Source organism: Micromonospora sp. CA-259024 (assembly GCF_050936255.1).
Taxonomy (GTDB): Bacteria; Actinomycetota; Actinomycetes; order Mycobacteriales; family Micromonosporaceae; genus Micromonospora.
Map to the genome: position 1 here is coordinate 1152435 of NZ_JBNJND010000002.1, position 17065 is coordinate 1169499.

18 protein-coding genes are annotated in these 17065 nt (G+C 72.8%); 6 read left to right on the forward strand and 12 right to left on the reverse strand.

Translation table 11 applies throughout. The features are described 5' to 3' along the window. Nucleotides 1-578: 578 nt before the first annotated feature. The 3 genes from ACQEUX_RS24720 (at nt 579) to ACQEUX_RS24730 (ending at nt 3703) form a co-directional block, all read left to right on the forward strand. Nucleotides 579-1532: an ECF subfamily RNA polymerase sigma factor, BldN family gene (locus tag ACQEUX_RS24720; RefSeq protein ID WP_433052816.1), complete on the forward strand. Its 954-nt coding sequence runs from the start codon at nt 579-581 to the stop codon at nt 1530-1532. A gap of 289 nt (nt 1533-1821) precedes the next feature. After that, nucleotides 1822-2700 carry a DUF5667 domain-containing protein gene (locus tag ACQEUX_RS24725; RefSeq protein ID WP_433052819.1) on the forward strand — a complete coding sequence of 293 codons (879 nt, stop codon included), beginning with the start codon at nt 1822-1824 and terminating at the stop codon, nt 2698-2700. An 88-nt stretch (nt 2701-2788) separates the two neighbouring features. Then, on the forward strand, nt 2789-3703 hold the full coding sequence (locus ACQEUX_RS24730) for an HAD family hydrolase (RefSeq protein WP_433057107.1): 915 nt from the start codon (nt 2789-2791) through the stop codon (nt 3701-3703). 1 nt (nt 3704) lies between these two features. Here ACQEUX_RS24730 and ACQEUX_RS24735 read toward each other — a convergent pair whose 3' ends face one another. The 11 genes from ACQEUX_RS24735 to ACQEUX_RS24785 form a co-directional block, all read right to left on the reverse strand. Then, nucleotides 3705-4562 carry a lysophospholipid acyltransferase family protein gene (locus ACQEUX_RS24735; RefSeq protein ID WP_433057109.1) on the reverse strand — a complete coding sequence of 286 codons (858 nt, stop codon included), beginning with the start codon at nt 4560-4562 and terminating at the stop codon, nt 3705-3707. 264 nt (nt 4563-4826) lie between these two features. Then, the gene (locus ACQEUX_RS24740) at nt 4827-5903 is read right to left on the reverse strand and encodes an NAD-dependent epimerase/dehydratase family protein (protein WP_433052822.1); all 1077 of its coding nucleotides are present in this window, start codon (nt 5901-5903) and stop codon (nt 4827-4829) included. A gap of 122 nt (nt 5904-6025) precedes the next feature. Next, entirely contained in the window at nt 6026-6127 is a 102-nt protein-coding gene (locus tag ACQEUX_RS24745) for a 30S ribosomal protein bS22 (RefSeq protein ID WP_007465623.1), read from the reverse strand. A 214-nt stretch (nt 6128-6341) separates the two neighbouring features. Further along, nucleotides 6342-6551: a helix-turn-helix domain-containing protein gene (locus tag ACQEUX_RS24750; RefSeq protein ID WP_007465625.1), complete on the reverse strand. Its 210-nt coding sequence runs from the start codon at nt 6549-6551 to the stop codon at nt 6342-6344. Nucleotides 6552-6764: 213 nt separating this feature from the next. Next, nucleotides 6765-7949: an ABC transporter permease gene (locus ACQEUX_RS24755; protein WP_433052826.1), complete on the reverse strand. Its 1185-nt coding sequence runs from the start codon at nt 7947-7949 to the stop codon at nt 6765-6767. Then, nucleotides 7946-8851: an ABC transporter ATP-binding protein gene (locus tag ACQEUX_RS24760; protein ID WP_433052829.1), complete on the reverse strand. Its 906-nt coding sequence runs from the start codon at nt 8849-8851 to the stop codon at nt 7946-7948. Before ACQEUX_RS24760 ends, ACQEUX_RS24755 begins: the two co-directional genes overlap by 4 nt. Continuing rightward, complete coding sequence (locus tag ACQEUX_RS24765; RefSeq protein WP_433052832.1) at nt 8848-10239, reverse strand: efflux RND transporter periplasmic adaptor subunit; 1392 nt, start codon at nt 10237-10239, stop codon at nt 8848-8850. The genes ACQEUX_RS24760 and ACQEUX_RS24765 overlap by 4 nt, the downstream gene beginning before the upstream one ends. Before the next feature lie 42 nt (nt 10240-10281). Then, complete coding sequence (locus ACQEUX_RS24770) at nt 10282-11571, reverse strand: hypothetical protein (protein ID WP_433052835.1); 1290 nt, start codon at nt 11569-11571, stop codon at nt 10282-10284. 70 nt (nt 11572-11641) lie between these two features. After that, the gene (locus ACQEUX_RS24775; protein ID WP_433052838.1) at nt 11642-12217 is read right to left on the reverse strand and encodes a TetR/AcrR family transcriptional regulator; all 576 of its coding nucleotides are present in this window, start codon (nt 12215-12217) and stop codon (nt 11642-11644) included. Beyond that, the gene (locus ACQEUX_RS24780) at nt 12210-13010 is read right to left on the reverse strand and encodes an alpha/beta fold hydrolase (RefSeq protein WP_433052841.1); all 801 of its coding nucleotides are present in this window, start codon (nt 13008-13010) and stop codon (nt 12210-12212) included. Before ACQEUX_RS24780 ends, ACQEUX_RS24775 begins: the two co-directional genes overlap by 8 nt. A gap of 101 nt (nt 13011-13111) precedes the next feature. After that, complete coding sequence (locus ACQEUX_RS24785; protein ID WP_433052844.1) at nt 13112-14032, reverse strand: proline dehydrogenase family protein; 921 nt, start codon at nt 14030-14032, stop codon at nt 13112-13114. Between ACQEUX_RS24785 and ACQEUX_RS24790 the strand changes: the two genes are divergently transcribed. Genes ACQEUX_RS24790 through ACQEUX_RS24800 form a run of 3 tightly spaced genes read left to right on the forward strand, consistent with a single transcriptional unit; the run spans nt 14031 to nt 16186 of the window. Next, a complete protein-coding gene (locus ACQEUX_RS24790; RefSeq protein WP_433052847.1) occupies nt 14031-14411 on the forward strand; it encodes a hypothetical protein in 381 nt (126 codons plus the stop codon). The genes ACQEUX_RS24785 and ACQEUX_RS24790 overlap by 2 nt on opposite strands. 1 nt (nt 14412) lies before the next feature. Continuing rightward, nucleotides 14413-15579 (forward strand): glutathionylspermidine synthase family protein, encoded by a 1167-nt coding sequence (locus ACQEUX_RS24795; RefSeq protein WP_433052849.1) that lies wholly within the window; start codon nt 14413-14415, stop codon nt 15577-15579. 19 nt (nt 15580-15598) lie between these two features. Further along, a complete protein-coding gene (locus ACQEUX_RS24800; RefSeq protein ID WP_433052852.1) occupies nt 15599-16186 on the forward strand; it encodes a CGNR zinc finger domain-containing protein in 588 nt (195 codons plus the stop codon). Between the two features lie 33 nt (nt 16187-16219). Here the strand turns inward: ACQEUX_RS24800 and ACQEUX_RS24805 are convergent, their stop codons facing one another. Further along, nucleotides 16220-17026, reverse strand: coding sequence for a sugar phosphate isomerase/epimerase family protein (locus ACQEUX_RS24805; RefSeq protein WP_433052855.1), 807 nt, complete (start codon nt 17024-17026; stop codon nt 16220-16222). Nucleotides 17027-17065 lie beyond the last annotated feature (39 nt).

The window sequence follows — 17065 nt, forward strand, 5'->3', positions numbered from 1 at the left end:
TCTGGCACAGCGGGCGACGACAGGCCACGCCCGACGGTCGGGACGACGCCCCCGCACGACGGCCCGGCGCAAGTCCCGCTGACGGGACTGCCCGGTGTGCCACCGGCGATCCGATCATGTCCTGCCGATGGGACGGGTGACGCCGTCCACAGTCGGATCAGTCGCGCCCGCACGACCACCCGGTGCGGCGGGTCAGCCGAACGGGCAACACACCCCCCACCAGGCGATCCACCCTGGAACACCGGCCCGACGGAAAGTCAATCGCACACGACGGACAACCGGTCCGCCACTGGTGCGACGGAGCGGGAAATACTTCCGCCTTGTGTAACGGACTTGCCACGCGCGGGTGACGTTGGCCCTATCATCACTCGGGTCGGGTCACCCCATTTGCCGTGAGTCGACACCCCTCAGCCCGAGGAGGCCCCCGTGCCTGTGAGCGCATTGGACCAGCACCTCAAGGGGAATTGCCGCCCGTCGGCAACCCCCGCAACCGTCCTGCCCGACCGGAAGCCCGGTCGGCCCGGCCCGACGACGCACAGAACGGCCCGCCCGGCGACCGACGGGACGGGGGCAACTCGGTGACCACCTTCGGTTACGCGGAACGCCCGGTCGGCCTGACCGGCCAGACACCTCGCTCCCACGTCAACGAGCGCCCGGCGGCCCGCGCCCCGCTGGACGAACCACACGGCACCGTCGTGCGGAGCGACGGCGCGACGCAACGGATCCGCAGTCGGCCACACCACAACGAGCCGCCACCGCGGCCCGCGGTGCCCGGCGGGAACACGAAGCCGGCCGGCGGCCGGGTCGCCGTACCGGCCCGACCGACCATGCCGACCCAGGGCCGGCGGACCGGCGACACGCCGACGGCGACCACCGACCCGGCGGGTGAGACAGCGGTGATTCCGGCGGTGCCGGCGACCACCGCCACCACCCCGACCGGCTTCCCGAGCCGTCCGGACCCGTCCGACCCGGCAACCGAGGTCTGGACGCTGATCGAACGGGCCCAGGCCGGTGAGTCCGAGGCGTTCGGCCTGATCTACGACCGATACGTGGACACCGTGTTCCGGTTCGTCTACTTCCGGGTCGGCAACCGTCAGCTCGCCGAGGACCTCACCTCAGACACCTTCCTACGCGCGCTCAAGCGGATCAGCAGCTTCACCTGGCAGGGCCGCGACCTCGGCGCCTGGCTGGTGACGATCGCCCGCAACCTGGTCGCGGACCACTTCAAGTCGGGCCGGTACCGCCTGGAGGTCACCACCGGCGACGTGCTCGACGCCGACCGGGAGGACCGGGGCCCGGAGGGCAGCCCGGAGGCGGCGGTGGTGGAGCACATCACCAACGTCGCGCTGCTCACCGCCGTGAAGCAGCTCAACCCGGAGCAGCAGGAGTGCATCGTGCTCCGCTTCCTCCAGGGTTTCTCGGTCGCCGAGACGGCCCGTGCGATGGGCAAGAACGAGGGCGCCATCAAGGCCCTCCAGTACCGGGCCGTCCGTGCGCTGGCCCGACTGCTGCCCGACGGCTTCCAGCCGTAGTTTCTTTCGGCGGGACCGATGGACGTCGATCAACGTCCGCGCAGCTCAGAGTCGGTCCCGCCGGGTGACAACGATCACTTTCTGTGATTTCCGCTCCGCCAGGCCCGTAACCCGTGCCCGGTCCGCCGCGTTTCTCCGGGTGCGACCGGTGGTTGTCCCGGCAGAACCGGGTCTCCGAGGTCCGACCGGTATGCCGGCGGCGCCTCACCTCCGTGGTGTCACACTGCCGCCCGGTCGCTGGCAAGGACGGCGGCCGACCGGCCGTGACCAGCGAGAGGAGGTGCCTGCGGTGGACAACATCCTCTTCTCCCGCCGGCGCGCCGAGCGCTTCGCGCAGCTTCTCGACGAGGCCAACGGCGCTCGGCGACACCACGTGCGATCCCGGGTCGACGGGCAGCTCGCGCCGCTCGTCGCAGTGGGCCAACGGCTCAGCGTCGACCCCCCGGCGGTCGAGGTGGACCCGGACTTCCGTACCGGCCTGCGAGCGATGCTGCTCGCGACCGCCGAACGGGAGGGGCTGGGCACCACGCCGGCAGTCAGCGAACCGGCCGCCACGCGTCCCGCCACGACCGCCCGCGGGCGGCTGCTACCGGCGGTCACCGCACGGCGGGCCCGAGCGCGGGGGGCGATCCTGGTCGGCATCGCCGCCGGCGCCATCGCCGTCTCCGGCATCTCCGCCGCCAGCGAGAACGCGGTGCCCGGTGACGCGCTGTACGGGATGAAGCGCTCGACCGAACGGGCTCAACTCGCCCTGGCCAGCTCGGACATCAGCCGCGGCCAACTCTTCCTGGACTTCGCCCGGACCAGACTCGGCGAGGCCGCCGAGCTACGCGGTGACCGGATCGGCTACAGCGCGGTCCTCGACGACATGGACGCCGACACCCGGCAGGGCGTTCGCCTGCTGACCGCCGCCGCGGTGCAGCGGGCCGAGGCGGCCAGCCTGGACACGCTCAACACCTTCGTGGCAAGCCAACGCCGGGCGGTGAGCGGTCTGCTCGACGGGAGCACCCGCGTCGACCGGGAACGGACCCAGCGGTCGCTGCTGCTCCTGGACAGCATCCGGGACCGTTCGGACGCGCTGCGCGCGGCGATCGGCTGCGGCCTACCGGCGCCGACCGCCAGCGACGCCCTCGGCCCCGACCCGAGCGCCTGCCCCGGGGCGCGCTGACCCCGCCCTCCTATACCGCACGTCCGACCGGCCGCGCCACAGTTCGTTCTGTGCCCGGCCGGTCGACCGTACGCGGCGGCTACCCTCGCTGGAGGCATTCGTCCGTACCGGTGAGGAAGGAAGTCGCGTGACGCGCAGCCGTAAGGTGACGGTCAGCACCGACGCCGAGGGGCACACCGCAGGCTGGGCGGAGACCGACCTGGCCCCGGTTGTCACGCCCGTACCCGACCCGGCCGCCGCGGCGTTCTTCGACGTGGACAACACGATGATGCAGGGCGCGTCGATCTACTGGTTCGCCCGTGGGCTTGCCTCCCGGAACTACTTCACCACCGCCGACCTGGCCCGGTTCGCCTGGCAGCAGCTCCGGTTCCGGGTGCTGGCCCGGGAGCACGCCGGTGACATGTCCCTGGCCAAGGAGGCCGCGCTGGCCTTCGTCGAGGGCTGGCGGGTCGACGACGTGGAGCGCCTCGCGGAGGAGATCTTCGACGAGATGATGGCTCCCCGGATCTGGGCCGGCACCCATCAGCTCGCTCAGCGTCACCTGGACGCCGGCCAGCGGGTCTGGCTGGTCAGTGCCGCTCCGGTGGAGATCGGCCGGGTGATCGCCGCCCGGCTCGGCCTGACCGGTGCCATCGGCACGGTGGCCGAGGTGGTGGACGGGGCGTACACCGGGCGGTTGGTGGGTGACCTGATGCACGGTCCGGCGAAGGCTGAGGCGGTCACCCAGCTCGCCGCGGTGGAAGGGCTCGACCTGACCCGCTGCGCGGCGTACAGCGACTCGGCCAACGACCTGCCGCTGCTCTGCGCCGTAGGCAGGGCGGTGGCCGTGAACCCGGACGCCACACTGCTGCGGCAGGCCCGCCGGCACGGCTGGGAGGTGCGGGACTTCCGCACCGGACGTCGCGCGGTCAGGATCGCCGTACCGTCGACCGCGGCAGCCGGGCTGGTCGCCGGCGCGGTCACCGCCGGCCTGGCACTGCAGCGCCGCCGACGCGCCGGCTGACTCAGGGGCCGAACGGGTCCGGCCGCCGCTCCAGCAGCGTGTGCAGGGTCTGCTGGATGGTTTCCCGCACCTGGTCGGCGAGGTTGAAGACCACCAACGGGTCGTCCGCCGAGTCGGTCAGATGGGCGGTGGGGATCGGCGGGCAGAACTCGATCAGCCACTTGCTGGGCAGCGGCACCATGCCCAGTGGCCCGAGCCACGGGAAGGTCGGCGTGACCGGGAAGTATGGCAGCTTGAGCAGCCGCGCCAGGGGCTTGATGTCGGCGAGCATCGGGTAGATCTCCTCGCCGCCGACGATGGCGACCGGCACGATCGGGGTGCCGGTACGCAGCGCCGCCGAGACGAACCCGCCCCGCCCGAACCGTTGCAGCTTGTACCGGTCGGCGTAGAGCTTGCCGATGCCCTTGAAGCCCTCGGGAAACACGCCGACCAGATCGCCGCCGCCGAGCAGCCGCTCGGCGTCCGGGTTGCAGGCCACTGTTCCGCCGGTCTTGCGGGCGATCTCGGAGACCACCGGCATCCGGAAGACCAGGTCAGCGCCGAGAAGCCGCAGGTAGCGGTGGCCGGGGTGCTTGTCGTGCAGAGCAGCCGAGAGGATCAACGCGTCCAGGGCCACCGTCCCCGAGTGGTTGCCCACCACCAGGGCCGGCCCGTCGAGGGGCACGTGCTCCACCCCACTGACCTCGGTGCGGAACCAGTCCCGGTAGAGCAGCCGCAGGAGGGGGTGGAAGACGGCGTCGGTCAACTCCGAGTCGAAACCGAACTCGTCGACCTCGTAGTCGCCGGAGAGCCGCCGGCGCAGGAACGCCAGGCCGTTCGCGACCTTGCGGTCCCAGTGGTCCCCCGGCCGGTCCGGCACCGCCGGCCCGGGCGTCTGGGTCGGCGCGACCTGAGCCGCGGGTCGGTGTCCGTTGCGCCGCGCCGGCTCCGCGTCCGGCACCGGCGACTGCTGCGGTACGTCGAAACGCCCGACCCCCTGCGGGTCGCGCCCCTCCCCCGGCCCACTCACGACGTCCCCTCAGTTCGCGACTGCGGGGCTCGCAAAACCGGCTCACTCCTCGCGCTCACGACGCCACCTCAGTTCGCGACTGCGGGGCTCGCAAAACCGGCTCACTCCTCGCGCTCACGACGACCGGTCCCGTATCGCGGCACGGACCTGCCGGATGCCGTCCAGGACGAGTTGCTCGGCGGCGGCCAACTGACCCCGGGTGACGACCACCCCGCCGTGGTGAGCGCGGATGAAGTCCTCGAACGCTTCGGCGGTGGAGCGGGGCGTGAAGCCGAACTCCTGCTCAAGCCGCGTCGTATCGACCACCCGGCCGTGCACGAAGAGGTCGACCTGGTCCAGGCCGTAACGGCCGAAGCCCATGCTCCGGGCCAGCGCGGCGGCACCGGACAGACCCGGTTCCAGCACCGGCACGGCCACCCGGCCGGCCCGCCGGATCGCCTGGGACAGCGACAGCACCCCCGGGCCGGCGACGTTGTAGGTGCCGGGATGGTCCTCCACGATCGACCGGTGCAGCACCTCCAACGCGTCGTCGAAGTGCAGGAACTGCAGACGCGGATCACGGCCGAAGACGGTCGGCACGAACGGCTGCGCGAAGTAACGGGTCAACGTGGTGTCGGCGGTCGAGCCGATGAACGGGGCGAAGCGCAGCACCGTCGCGGTGACGTCGGACCGACGGCGCCGGAACCCACGGACGTACCCCTCGAGGTCGAGGATGTCGCGGCCGAAACCGCCGCGCGGCACCTCACGGGGCTCGGTCTCCTCGGTGAAGACCGCCGGATCCCGGAACGACACCCCGTAGGCGGCGGTCGACGAACGGACCACCAGCTTGCGCAGCCGGGGCGCCCGTTGGCAGGCGGCGAGCAACTGCATGGTGCCGATGACGTTCTGGTCCTTCATGGCCGACCGGCCACCGTGCTGCTGGTCGGGGGCGCTGACCAGTGCGAGGTGCACCACCGCGTCGACGTCCAGGTCGGCGAGGAGGCCACCGAGGGAACCGGTGTCGACGCGGATCCGTTCGACCCGATCCAGCAGGTCGGTGAACTCGGTGCCGGAGTCCGGAGCGTCCACCCCGATGACCCGTTCGATCAGCGGGTCGGCGGCGAGTCGGGCCGCCACGTGGGCGCCGAGATAGCGGCCCACCCCGGTGACGACGACGACCCCCGGAGCACCTGAGGTGCCACCGGGGGTCATCTGACGCACCTACCCCGGCAGGGAAGACCGAGCCGGGACGACCACGGCCTGATCACCTGAGCCTCCGGAGGTCGACAGTTTGGCAAGTGACGCCGAACGCCGGGCCGTGAGCCCGGCGGCGATCACTTGCCGAGACGGCGACGCTGGACGCGGGTCTTGCGCAGCAGCTTGCGGTGCTTCTTCTTAGCCATGCGCTTACGGCGCTTCTTGACCACCGAGCCCATACGACAGCCTTTCGATACAACGTGCGGGGCGGACCGGATGACACCACGCAGGTGGCGACGGCGACCGCATGCGGACAACGGACCGGACCAGTCTGGGCGGCGGGGCGCACCGGTGGGGTCTCGGTCGGGGTCCAGGGTAGCCGGAGAGGGTCAGCCGGACCAACGCGCCCCCGTCGATGCCGGTTAGGTGGCACTCGGAGGGCGGTGCGGTGGCTCAGGCAGTCTCCTGAAAAGCACCCCGGAGATATTCGTGCACCGCATGCTCGGGCACCCGGAATGACCGGCCGACCCGGACGGCGGTGAGCTCACCGCTGTGCACCAGGCGATAGACCGTCATCTTCGACACCCGCATGACCGTCGCCACCTCCGCGACGGTCAGGAACTTGACCTCCGACAGCCGTCCGTCGGACTGCGACCCGGCCATGGCTCACCGACCCATCCCATGCCCGGCGCGTGCCAACCCGACGGATGCTCCGGGCCGGGCCGGCGACGCGCGTGTTACCAGTACGGTAGCGGGACGGCTGTGACCGGCGCGATCCCTTCGTACAACTGATCATGTTTCGATCGCTGGTTCACCCGATCCACACTCCCGCTATCTGCCCGGCTGCGTCCGGTGTCCCGCTTGCCCCGAAGCTGCTCACTCGGCGCGCAGGGCGACCACCGGGTCGAGCCGGCCGGCGCGCTGTGCGGGGACGACCCCGAAGACGATGCCCACCACCGCCGACACGCCGAAGGCGAGTGCCAACGACCACCAGGTGATCGCGGCCGGGATCGGCGACAGCGCGTCCACCAGGAGGGCGGTCCCCACGCCCAGCGCCATCCCGGTCAGCCCACCGATGGTGGTGAGCAGCACCGCCTCCAGCAGGAACTGCACCCCGATGTCGCGGGGGCGCGCGCCGACGGCCTTGCGCAGACCGATCTCCCGGGTCCGCTCCCGGACGCTGACCAGCATGATGTTGGAGACACCGACCCCGCCGACGAGCAGCGAGATACCGGCGATGGCAGCCAGTACGCCGGTGAGGACGCCCAGGATGTCGCCGAGTACGCCAAGGATCTGCTGCTGGGTGACCGCACTGAACTCGGTGTCCGGGTGGCGGCGGTTCAGTTCGGCGACGATCCGCTCGCCCAGCTCGTCGATCCGCTCCCGGTCCGGTGCCTTCACGGCGATGCCGTCCACCCGCTGGGTGCCCCAGAGCCGCTGCGCGGCGGTCACCGGCACGTGCACCTCGTCGTCCCGGTCGACGCCGAGGCTCTGGCCGAGTGGCGCGAAGACACCGATCACCCGGAACCGCACCCCGGCCAGCGCCACCTGCTGGCCGAGCGGGTCCCGGTCGGGGAAGAGCGCGCGGGCCACCGAGTCGCCGAGCACCGCCACGCGCCGGCTGGTGTCCACGTCGGTGCCGGTGAGGTAGCGACCCCGGGCCAGCGACCGGGTGAACACCGCCGGGGTGGTCTCCAGCACTCCCTGCACGGTGGTGAAGTCGGAGCGGGCACCGGCCCGCGCGGTCGCTCCGGAGGCGACGGTGACCGCCACCCGGTCCGGGTCGCCGACCACCCGGGTGACGGCGTCCACGTCCTTGAGCGTCAGCGGCGAGACCACCGGCGCGTTGCCCACCTCGATCCGGCCGGGGACAACCAGCAGCAGGTTGGAGCCGAGGCCCTCGACCTGTTGCTCGACCTTCTGTTTCGTGCCGGTGCCGATGGCCACCAGCAGGACCACCGAGGCCACCCCGATGATCACCCCGAGCATGGTCAGGGCGCTGCGCAGCCGGTTGGCCCGCAGGGCGTCCACCGCCACCCGCCACGCCTCGGCGACCCTCACGCCGCACCTCCGGGCCGCTCGGCGTCAGGCTCGCCCGGGTCGACCTCCCGCGGAAGGCGCCCGGTGGCTCCGGCGGCGCCACCGGAGCCACCGGACGGGTGCCCCGGGCCGCTTCCGGACGCGGACCGGGGCTCCGCGCTGGGAGCGGGGACCAGTGTCGCAGGTCGACCGTGATCAACGGACGGCGGTCGATCATGCGGGGAGGGTGGGTCGTCGCTGTCCGCCACGACCACCCCGTCGCGCATCGTGATCCGGCGCTGGGCCCGGGCCGCCACCTCCTGGTCGTGGGTGACCATCACCAGCGCCACCCCGGACTCCGCGTTCAACTGCTCCAACAGCTCCAGCACCGCCGCGCCGGTCACGCTGTCCAGGTTGCCGGTGGGTTCGTCGGCCAGCAACACCGTCGGCTCGGTGACCAGCGCGCGGGCGATGGCCACCCGCTGCTGCTCGCCACCGGACATCTGGTTGGGCCGGTGATCCAGGCGGTGCCCGAGGCCGACCCGGCCGAGCATCGCCGCTGCCCGCGCCCGACGCTGACGCGCCGGAACGCCCCGATAGACCAGCGGCAGGGCCACGTTCTCCACCGCCGACGTACGCGGCAGCAGGTGGAACGCCTGGAAGACGAAGCCGATCGTCTCGTTGCGCAGGGTGGCCATCTCCGGCGGGGCGAGGGCGTTGACGTCCCGCCCGCCGATCACCAGCCGGCCACCGGTTGGCCGGTCGAGCCCACCGAGGAGGTGCATGAGGGTGGACTTGCCCGAGCCGGACGGGCCGACCAGGGCCACGTAGTCCCCCGGTCGGACGACCAGCGACACCCCGCGCAACGCCTCGACGGACACGCCGTCCAGGTGGTACGTCCGGGACACACCCACCGCCTCGATCGCCGGCGGGGTGCCGGTCACCGCACCTCCTGGCCGTCGCGCACCTGGTCGGTGCCGCGCACCACGATCCGGTCGCCGGGCTGCACGCCGTTGAGGATCTGCACCAGATCCGACCCCTGCACGCCCACCGTCACCGTCGCCCGGCCGGCCTTGCCGTCGCGGACCACCCAGACCGCGTCCCGGCCGTCGGCGGAGAACACCGCCGAGGCGGGGACGGTCACCGCGTCGGCGGCCTCGCGTACCCGCAGGTGCACGATCGCGTTCATGCCCGGCCGGGGGGTCGGGGCCGGCACGTCCTCGGCCAGCTTCCCCGCGCCCAGCGCGAGACGTACCCGGTAGGTGACGCCGCCCTGGGCGGAACTGGTGGGCAGCACGTCCACCGAGCGGACCGTGGCGTCGTAGCTGGCACCGGTTACCGCGTCCAGCTCGACCGTGGCGGTCACACCGGCCTTGACCAGCAGCACGTCGGTCTCGTCCACCTCGGCGAGCAGCCCCAACTGCCCGGTGTCCACCACGGTCAGCACCGGCGTGCCCGCGGTGACCCGGCCGCCGACCGCGACCGCGTCGTCCACCCCGGCGGGCGGCCCACCTTGGCTGGGGGCCAGCACGGACGGGTCGATGCCGGCCGCCTGGGCGCCACCGGCCTGCTCCAGGAGCCCGGCGAGACCACCGGTCGAACCGCCGCCGGCCCGGGTGCCGCCCGGCTGCACCACTCCGGCGATCGGGGCGCGCAGGGTCAGCGCCTCGACGGTCGCCTTCGCCAGGTCGTACGCCTGCTGGGCCTGCAGCCGTTGCGCGGCGGAGAGCGCGCCGACGGCGGAGCTCAGCCCGCTGATTCCCCGCTGCACCGCCCGGACGGCCTGGTCGGCGCTGCGCGCCGCGGCGGCGTACTGCCGCTGGGCGGACGTCACCTGGGTCAGCAGCGCGTCCCGTAGCTGCGGGTCGGCGATCTTCTCGGCGGCCTTTCGGGCGGCGTCGAACGCCTCGTCCGCCGCCTTGTCCGTGCCGCGCCGGCTGCCGGTCAGGTCGCCGGTGGAGACACCACGCCCGGCGCGCTTCGCCGCGTCCAACGCCTCCCTCGCCTGGCGGAGCCGCTGTTGGGCGGAGGGCGAGTCGACGACGGCGAGAACCTGGCCACGCTTGACCGGCTGTCCGGGTTGGACCCGCAGGCTCGCCAGGGTGCCGTCGGCGGGAGCGGTCAGGGTTGCGGCAGCCCGGGCGGTCACCGTGGCCGGCGCGTCGATCACCTCGCTGACGGGGTTGCGGGCCGCCGAGGCGAGCGCGACGGGCGGCTGGTCGTCGCCGCACGAGGCCGCGGTGGTGGCGGTGAGGACGGCGACGGCGGTCAGGGCGACGAGCAGGCGGGGCCGCGTGGGGCTGGCGGGTCGCGGCGGCTGGGGGCGGCGCACCCCATCGATGGTACGGCTCACCAGCACACCGCCCACCGGCTGTCAGGCGGCGGCGGCGCGGACGTACGCGACGCACTCGTCGTGCAGCGTCGACCACTGCTCGCCGAACGCCTCCTCGGCAGCCGCGTCGAGGGTCCTGCGCTCGTGCACCACGGCCTTGAAGAAGGTGAGCAGCCGCTGCGGCCCGTACCGGTCGACGAGATGCCGGACAGCCAGGTAGCCGACGCCGTAGCTGCCGCCGACCCGCTCGGCGGAGGCGTCGTCGGCGGGGCTGATGCCCGCCAACTGGCCATCCCAACCGCCCCCGACCAGTTTCCGCACCTCGGCGATCCCCTCGTACCGGTCGACCGCCTGGCCGCCGGCACCGGCGAACTCGGCCAGCCCTTCCACCAGCCACCAGGTGGCCTTGCCCGGGTAGCCGCGCTCCGGCAGTGAGGCCGCGTGGGTCAACTCGTGCCGGAGCAGGTCGTCGGTGCCGCCGCTGGAGAGCCCGTCGGCGTTGAGTACCACCTCGTGGTGGCCGCCGCCCACGGTCACCGCGTAACCGGCGGTCCATTCTGGTCGGTCGCCGCCGTACCAGCGCTGCCACTCCTTGCGACCGGCGTAGAAGATCCGGTAGCGGTCCGGCGGCGATCCGGCCACCGCGTATCCGTCGGCGACCTTGGCCGCCGCCTCGGCCTGGGCGAGCAGGCCGGGCAGTTTGCCGCGCAGTGCCGGGGTGGTGGCGACGATGGTCCGCGCGCCGATCGCCACGGCCAGGTCGCTGATCTCCCACGGTCGGGTGCCGGTCTCCACCGACTTGGACTCCTCCATGGCGACCAACCGGGGCTGGTCGCCGTTCTCCCGCCAGCGGGTGCCGATCAGCACGGGGCTGGGCCGGCAGTTCGGTGCGACGAAGCAGTACTGGAAGCGCACCAGGAGCCGCCACTCGCCGGGTTTGCCGATGACCGGCACCGGCAAACCGCTCGGCTCGGCCCGCCAGCCGGTCACCTTGAGCTCGCGCAGTGCGCCGAAGCGTCGGCGCAGGTCGGTGTGCGCGGTGGGATCGGCGATGGCGAGGAAACCGGCACGATCGCCGGCGAGCAGCGCCGCGGACTGGCGGTGGAGCTGGGTGGTGATCCGGTCGGACAGCCCTCGGGCGACCGCGGTGGCCGGGTCGTCGGCCGCTGAGGCGCCGACCCGGCTGACCGTGGGCTGGGCACCGCTCTCCCGGATCACCGCCGCCACGAGCAGCGCCGGCAGGCCACAGCCCAGCAGCAGGACGACCACCACGAGCACCGTCCACAGCGGCCAGAGCCGCCGTGGTGCCGGCTGCTGCACCCCGTCAGTCACCCGCCGAAGGGTACGACCAATCGGTCGATGGGGCGAGGCCGCCCCGGGCCGGTGGGCCCGGGGCGCCGGCTCACGCGTCGGCGGCCGGCCAGGAGCGAAACGCGATGTCCATGCTGGCGACCAGCTGGTGGTACGAGCGATCGACCTCGCGGGGCAGGCCGAAGCCGCCCGCGGCCTCCAGGGCGACGAAACCGTGCAGGGCGCTGCGCAGCGCCCGGGTCGCGTCGACCGCGTCGTCACCGGTGAGCCCGTACCCGCGCAGCACCGCGACGATGGCACCGACCGCGCGCTCGCCCGCCTCGACGTGTTCCGGGTCGGCCGGGTCCGGCACCCGCTGGGTCGCCGGGTAGCGGCCGGGGTGCCGGTGGGCGTAGTCACGGTAGGCGTCGGCGATCGCCCGGAGCGCGTCGCCGCCGGCCCGGCCTGCGGCGGCGGTGGTCAGCTCGGTGGCCAGCTCGGCGGTGGCCAGAGCGGAGAGCTTCTGGGCCAGCGCGTCCGCCCCCCGCACGTGCTTGTAGAGGCTGGGCAGCGCGACGCCGAGCCGACCGGCGAGCGCGGCCAGGGTGAGCTGCTGATAGCCGACCTCGTCGGCCAGCCGGGCCGCCTCCCGTACGACGGCCTGCTGGTTGAGGCCGACCCTAGGCACCGGCGCACACCGCCAGGAAGCCCAGCAACTCGTCGGCGGTGCGCTGCGGCCGGTCGGCGTGCGGGTAGTGGCCGGATTCCTCGATCATCCGGGCTTCGGCGGTGCGGAAGAGCCGACGGGCGGCCCGCGCCTCGGCCCCCGGGTCGGGGAAGTCCGGGTCCTTCATACCCATCAGCACCAGCACCGGTTGCCGCACCTGCGGGGCGCGGGCGGTCCAGTGCGGCTCGGCTGGTGCGGTCACGCCGCGCGTCGCGGCCATCCGGCCGGGCTCGCGCAGCTTGGCCACCATGGAGCGGCGGTACTCGGCGTCGTCGACGGGCCGGTGCACCGGGAACAGCGTCTTGTGGAACATCCCGAACAGTCGCGCGTTGCGCAGCACGGCCCCCTGGGCCAACCGCAGGAGCGGGTTGAGTTTCGGCTGACCGACGAACGCGCCGATCTGCACGAGGCCGGCGACCAGCTCGGGGGCGTCGGTGGCGGCGAAGACCACCGCCGCGGCGCTGGACGAGCTGCCGACGAGGACGGCCGGCCCGGCGTCGAGGTCGCGGACGACGGCCAGCAGGTCGGCGCCGACCTCGGCCGCGGCGTACGTGGGCCAGCCGACGCTGGACTCGCCGTGGCCCCGGACGTCGACCGAGGCGACCCGGTGTCCGGCGGCCACCAGCAGTGGCACGAGGTGCCGGAAGCTCGCCCTGTTCTCCCCCATGCCGTGCGCGAGGACGACCAACGATCCCTCGCCGTGCACCTCGTAGGCGATGTGTCCGCCGTCCCGCCGCACCTGGCTAGTTGTCATAGCCATAAAGCTAACCTCATTAGCCATCGTCGTCAAGCCGCATACGAAAACGGGCCAGCGGGACCACAGGGGTCACCGCCGGCCCGTCGACCGGGTTCGGACTACTTCTTGGAGATCAACGCGCGGCCGAAGAAGACCAGGTTGGCCGGGCGCTCGGCGAGCCGGCGCATCAGGTAGCCGTACCACTCGTCGCCGTACGGGACGTAGGTGCGCACCGTGTAGCCCTCGCCGGCGAGGCGGGCCTGCTCCTCCGGGCGGATGCCGTAGAGCATCTGGAACTCGAAACGCTCCGGCCCCCGGTCGAACCAGCGGGCCCGGTCCTCACCGATGGCGATCATCCGGGGGTCGTGGGTGGCCAGCATCGGGTAGCCGTCGCCCGACATCAGAATGTTCATGCAGCGGACGTAGGACTTGTCCACCTCACGGGCCGACTGGTACGCCACCGACTCCGGCTCCTTGTAGGCGCCCTTGCACAACCGCACCCGCGACCCGGCCGACGAGAGCTCCCGGCAGTCCGACTCGGTCCGGCGCAGGTACGCCTGGAGCACCGCGCCGGTCGACGGGAAATCCTTGCGCAGCCGGCCCAGCACCTCCAGCGTCGAGTCGGTGGTGGTGTGGTCCTCCATGTCCAGGGTCACCGTGGTGCCCGCCGCGTCGGCCGCCGCGCAGATCGCCCGCGCGTTGTCGTACGCCAGCTGCTCGTCGAACATCTGACCGAGGGCGGAGAGCTTCACGCTCACCTCGGCGGCCGGGGTGAGCCCCGCACCGGCGAGCATCCTGAGCAGCCTCAGGTATTCGTCGCGGGTGGCGGTGGCCTGCTCGGGGGTGACGGTGTCCTCACCGAGGTGATCGAGGGTGACCGCGAGACCGTCGTCGACGAGCCCGCGGGTCGCGCGCAACGCGTCGTCGGTGGAGGCGCCGGCAACGAACCGGCGGACGACGTCCCGGGTGTACGGGGCGGTCGCGACGAGCCGCTCGACCTGGGATGACCGGGAGGCGGCGAGGATGACGGAACGGAGCATGAACCGAGCGTATCGCCCCTGCCAGGAGCCCCGCCGAGGGGCGGCCGGGCCACCCTCGACCCGAGGCGGGGCGGCGGCGGTGGCGTCGATCGGCTACAACGATGCCGTGGACCAACGCCCCCGCCGCCGGCTCCGGTCGGCCTCCGTGCAGCTCGGCGCGCTCACCGCTCTCGCGCTCGCCCTCTCCGGCTGCAACATGACCTCGGACGACGACGATGACGACGACTGCGCCCTCGGGCCGGTGGGCGGCGGCGACACGGTCGCGCTGGCGATGCGGGTCCCCGATCCGGCCGCCGGTCGCGCGGAGCCGGAGCCGACCACGGCGGCCCTGCCGGAACGCGGCGGGTTCGGCACCCACCTCGCCTCCTGCGGGGGCTGAGATGCGCCGCGAGACGGTCGCGCCGCGACCCGACTGGGACGCCACCATCCGGGCGCAGGGGCTGGTCTACGTCGACACCGAGTTGCCCGACGGCGGAGTCATGTCGTACTGGGACGAGACCGCCGCGTACGCCTTCGAGCTGGACGAGGTACTGCGGCTGGAGGAGGCCACCGAGGAACTGCACCGGATGTCGGTGGCCGCGGCCGAGCACGTGGTGACCCACCGCCGGTACGCCGAGTTCGGCATCCCGGCGTGGGCTGCCGACGCGGTGGCCCGGTCGCTGCGCGAGGCGCCACCCACCCTCTACGGGCGCTTCGACCTCGCGTACGACGGCAGTTGGCCGCCGAAGATGTTGGAGTACAACGCGGACACCCCTACGGCGCTGGTCGAGGCGAGCATCATCCAGTGGTACTGGCTGGAGCAGACCCGGCCGGAGCTGGACCAGTGGAACAGCCTGCACGAGCGGCTGGTCGGCGCCTGGGCCAAGATCGGGGCCGGGCTGCACGACCCCCGGGTGCACGTGCTCTGGTCGGACGAGGAGGAGTCGGGCGAGGACCAGATGACCGCCGGCTACCTCGCCGAGACCGCCCGGCAGGCCGGCCTGACCGTCGAGCTCCAGCCCATCCAGGAGATCGGCTGGGACGGCCGGCGTTTCGTCGACGCCGCCGACCACCCGGTGACCACCTGCTTCAAGCTCTACCCGTGGGAGTGGATGCTGGCCGAGCCGTACGGGCCGGCGGCGCTGGCCCCCGGCACCCCGACCACCTGGATCGAGCCGGCCTGGAAGCTGCTGCTGTCCAACAAGGCGCTGCTCGCGGTCCTCTGGGAGCTGTACCCCGGCCACGAGTACCTGCTGCCGGCATACCTCGACTCGCCGCGCGGAATGTCGGAGTACGTGGCCAAGCCGCTGCTCGGCCGGGAGGGCGGCTCGGTACGCGTCGTCACGGCGGAGCGGGAGATCACCAACCCGGGTATCTACGGCGACGAGGGCTGGTGCTACCAGGAATTCCGGGCGTTGCCGGAGTTCGCCGGTAATCGAATGGTGCTGGGCAGCTGGATCGTCGACGGCGAATCGGCCGGGGTCGGAGTCCGGGAGAGCGCCAGCCTGATCACTGACGGCTACGCGCGGTTCCTGCCGCACTACATCGACGCACCGCGCGCCCCGTGAGTCGTCTACCGTTGGGGGCGTGAACTTCGACGCGTACGCCCGGACCGGCGTTGACCTGGTCAACGCCCGCCTGGACGACCTCGACGACCTGCGGGCCCTCTTCCCCGACGACAACGCCTGGATGCGCGACGAGGTCGCGGACCGGGACATCGCCATCTTCCGGCGGGCGCAGAAGCGGTTGCGCGACGTCTTCGAGTACGGCACCTCGGGGCGCGACGCCCAGGCGGTCACCGAGCTGAACGCGCTGCTTGAGGCGTTCCCGGTGCAGCCGCGCATCTCCGGGCACGACTCCAGCGACTGGCACATGCACGTGACCAGCCGGGGGGCCTCGGTCAGCGCGGAATACCTGGCCGGTGCGGTCTGGGGGCTGTCGGTCTGGCTCTGCGAGTACGGCAGCGCCCGGTTCGGGGTCTGCGCCGACGAGCGGTGCGGCAACGTCTACCTGGACACGTCGTCCAACTGCTGCCGGCGGTTCTGCTCGGAGCGCTGCGCCACCCGCTCGCACGTGGCGGCGCACCGGGCCCGCAAGCGGGCGGCGGTCGGCGAGCAGGTGACGGTCGCCGCGCAGCCCACCGCGGTCGCCGACTCGCTCACGCCGGTCAGCTGACGCCACTGCCGTCCGCTCGTGGGGCGGGACGGATCAGGCGTCGACCGGGGACGGGGCGGTCAGGTGCTGCCGGGCGAACTCCAGCGCGGCGCGCAGGTCCGCCTCGCGCACCGCGCGACTCTTCGCGCCCCGGGTGGCGACCTCCACCGCCACCGCCCCGGTGAAGCCGCGCCCGGCCAGCGAGGAGAGCAGCTCGCCGCAGGGCTGGGTGCCGCGCCCGGGCACCAGGTGCTCATCGCGGCCCTCGCCGGTGCCGTCGCCGAGGTGCACGTGCGCCAGCCCGGCGCCCATCCGGTCGGCCATCTCCAGCGGGTCGCTGTGCGAGGCCGCGCAGTGCGACAGATCCAGGGTGTACGACGGGTAGCCGGTGTCGGTGGGATCCCAACCCGGCACGTACGGGACGAACTTCCGGCCCGCCATTCGCACCGGGTACATGTTCTCCACCGCGAAGCGCAGCCCGGGGAACCGGTCCGCGACCGTGGCCAGCCCCTCGGTGAAGTTGCGGGCGTAGTCGCGCTGCCAGGTGAACGGTGGGTGCACCACGACGGTCGGCGCCTCCAGCGTCTCGGCCAGCTCGGCGGCCTTGCGCAGCCGCTCCCACGGGTCCGGGCTCCACACCCGCTGGGTGACCAGCAGACAGGGCGCGTGCACCGAGAGCACCGGCACGTCGTAGTGCGTGGAGAGCCCGCGCAGCGCGCCCGCGTCCTGGCTGACCACGTCGGTCCAGACCATCACCTCGACGCCGTCGTAGCCGAGTGCCGCGGCCAGTTGGAACGCCGCCGCGGTCGGCTCGGGAAAGACCGACGAGCTGGACAGGAGCACGGGAACGCGGGAAGTCACATCAGCCAGCGTAGCCCGGCAGCGCCGGGGGCATCGTGA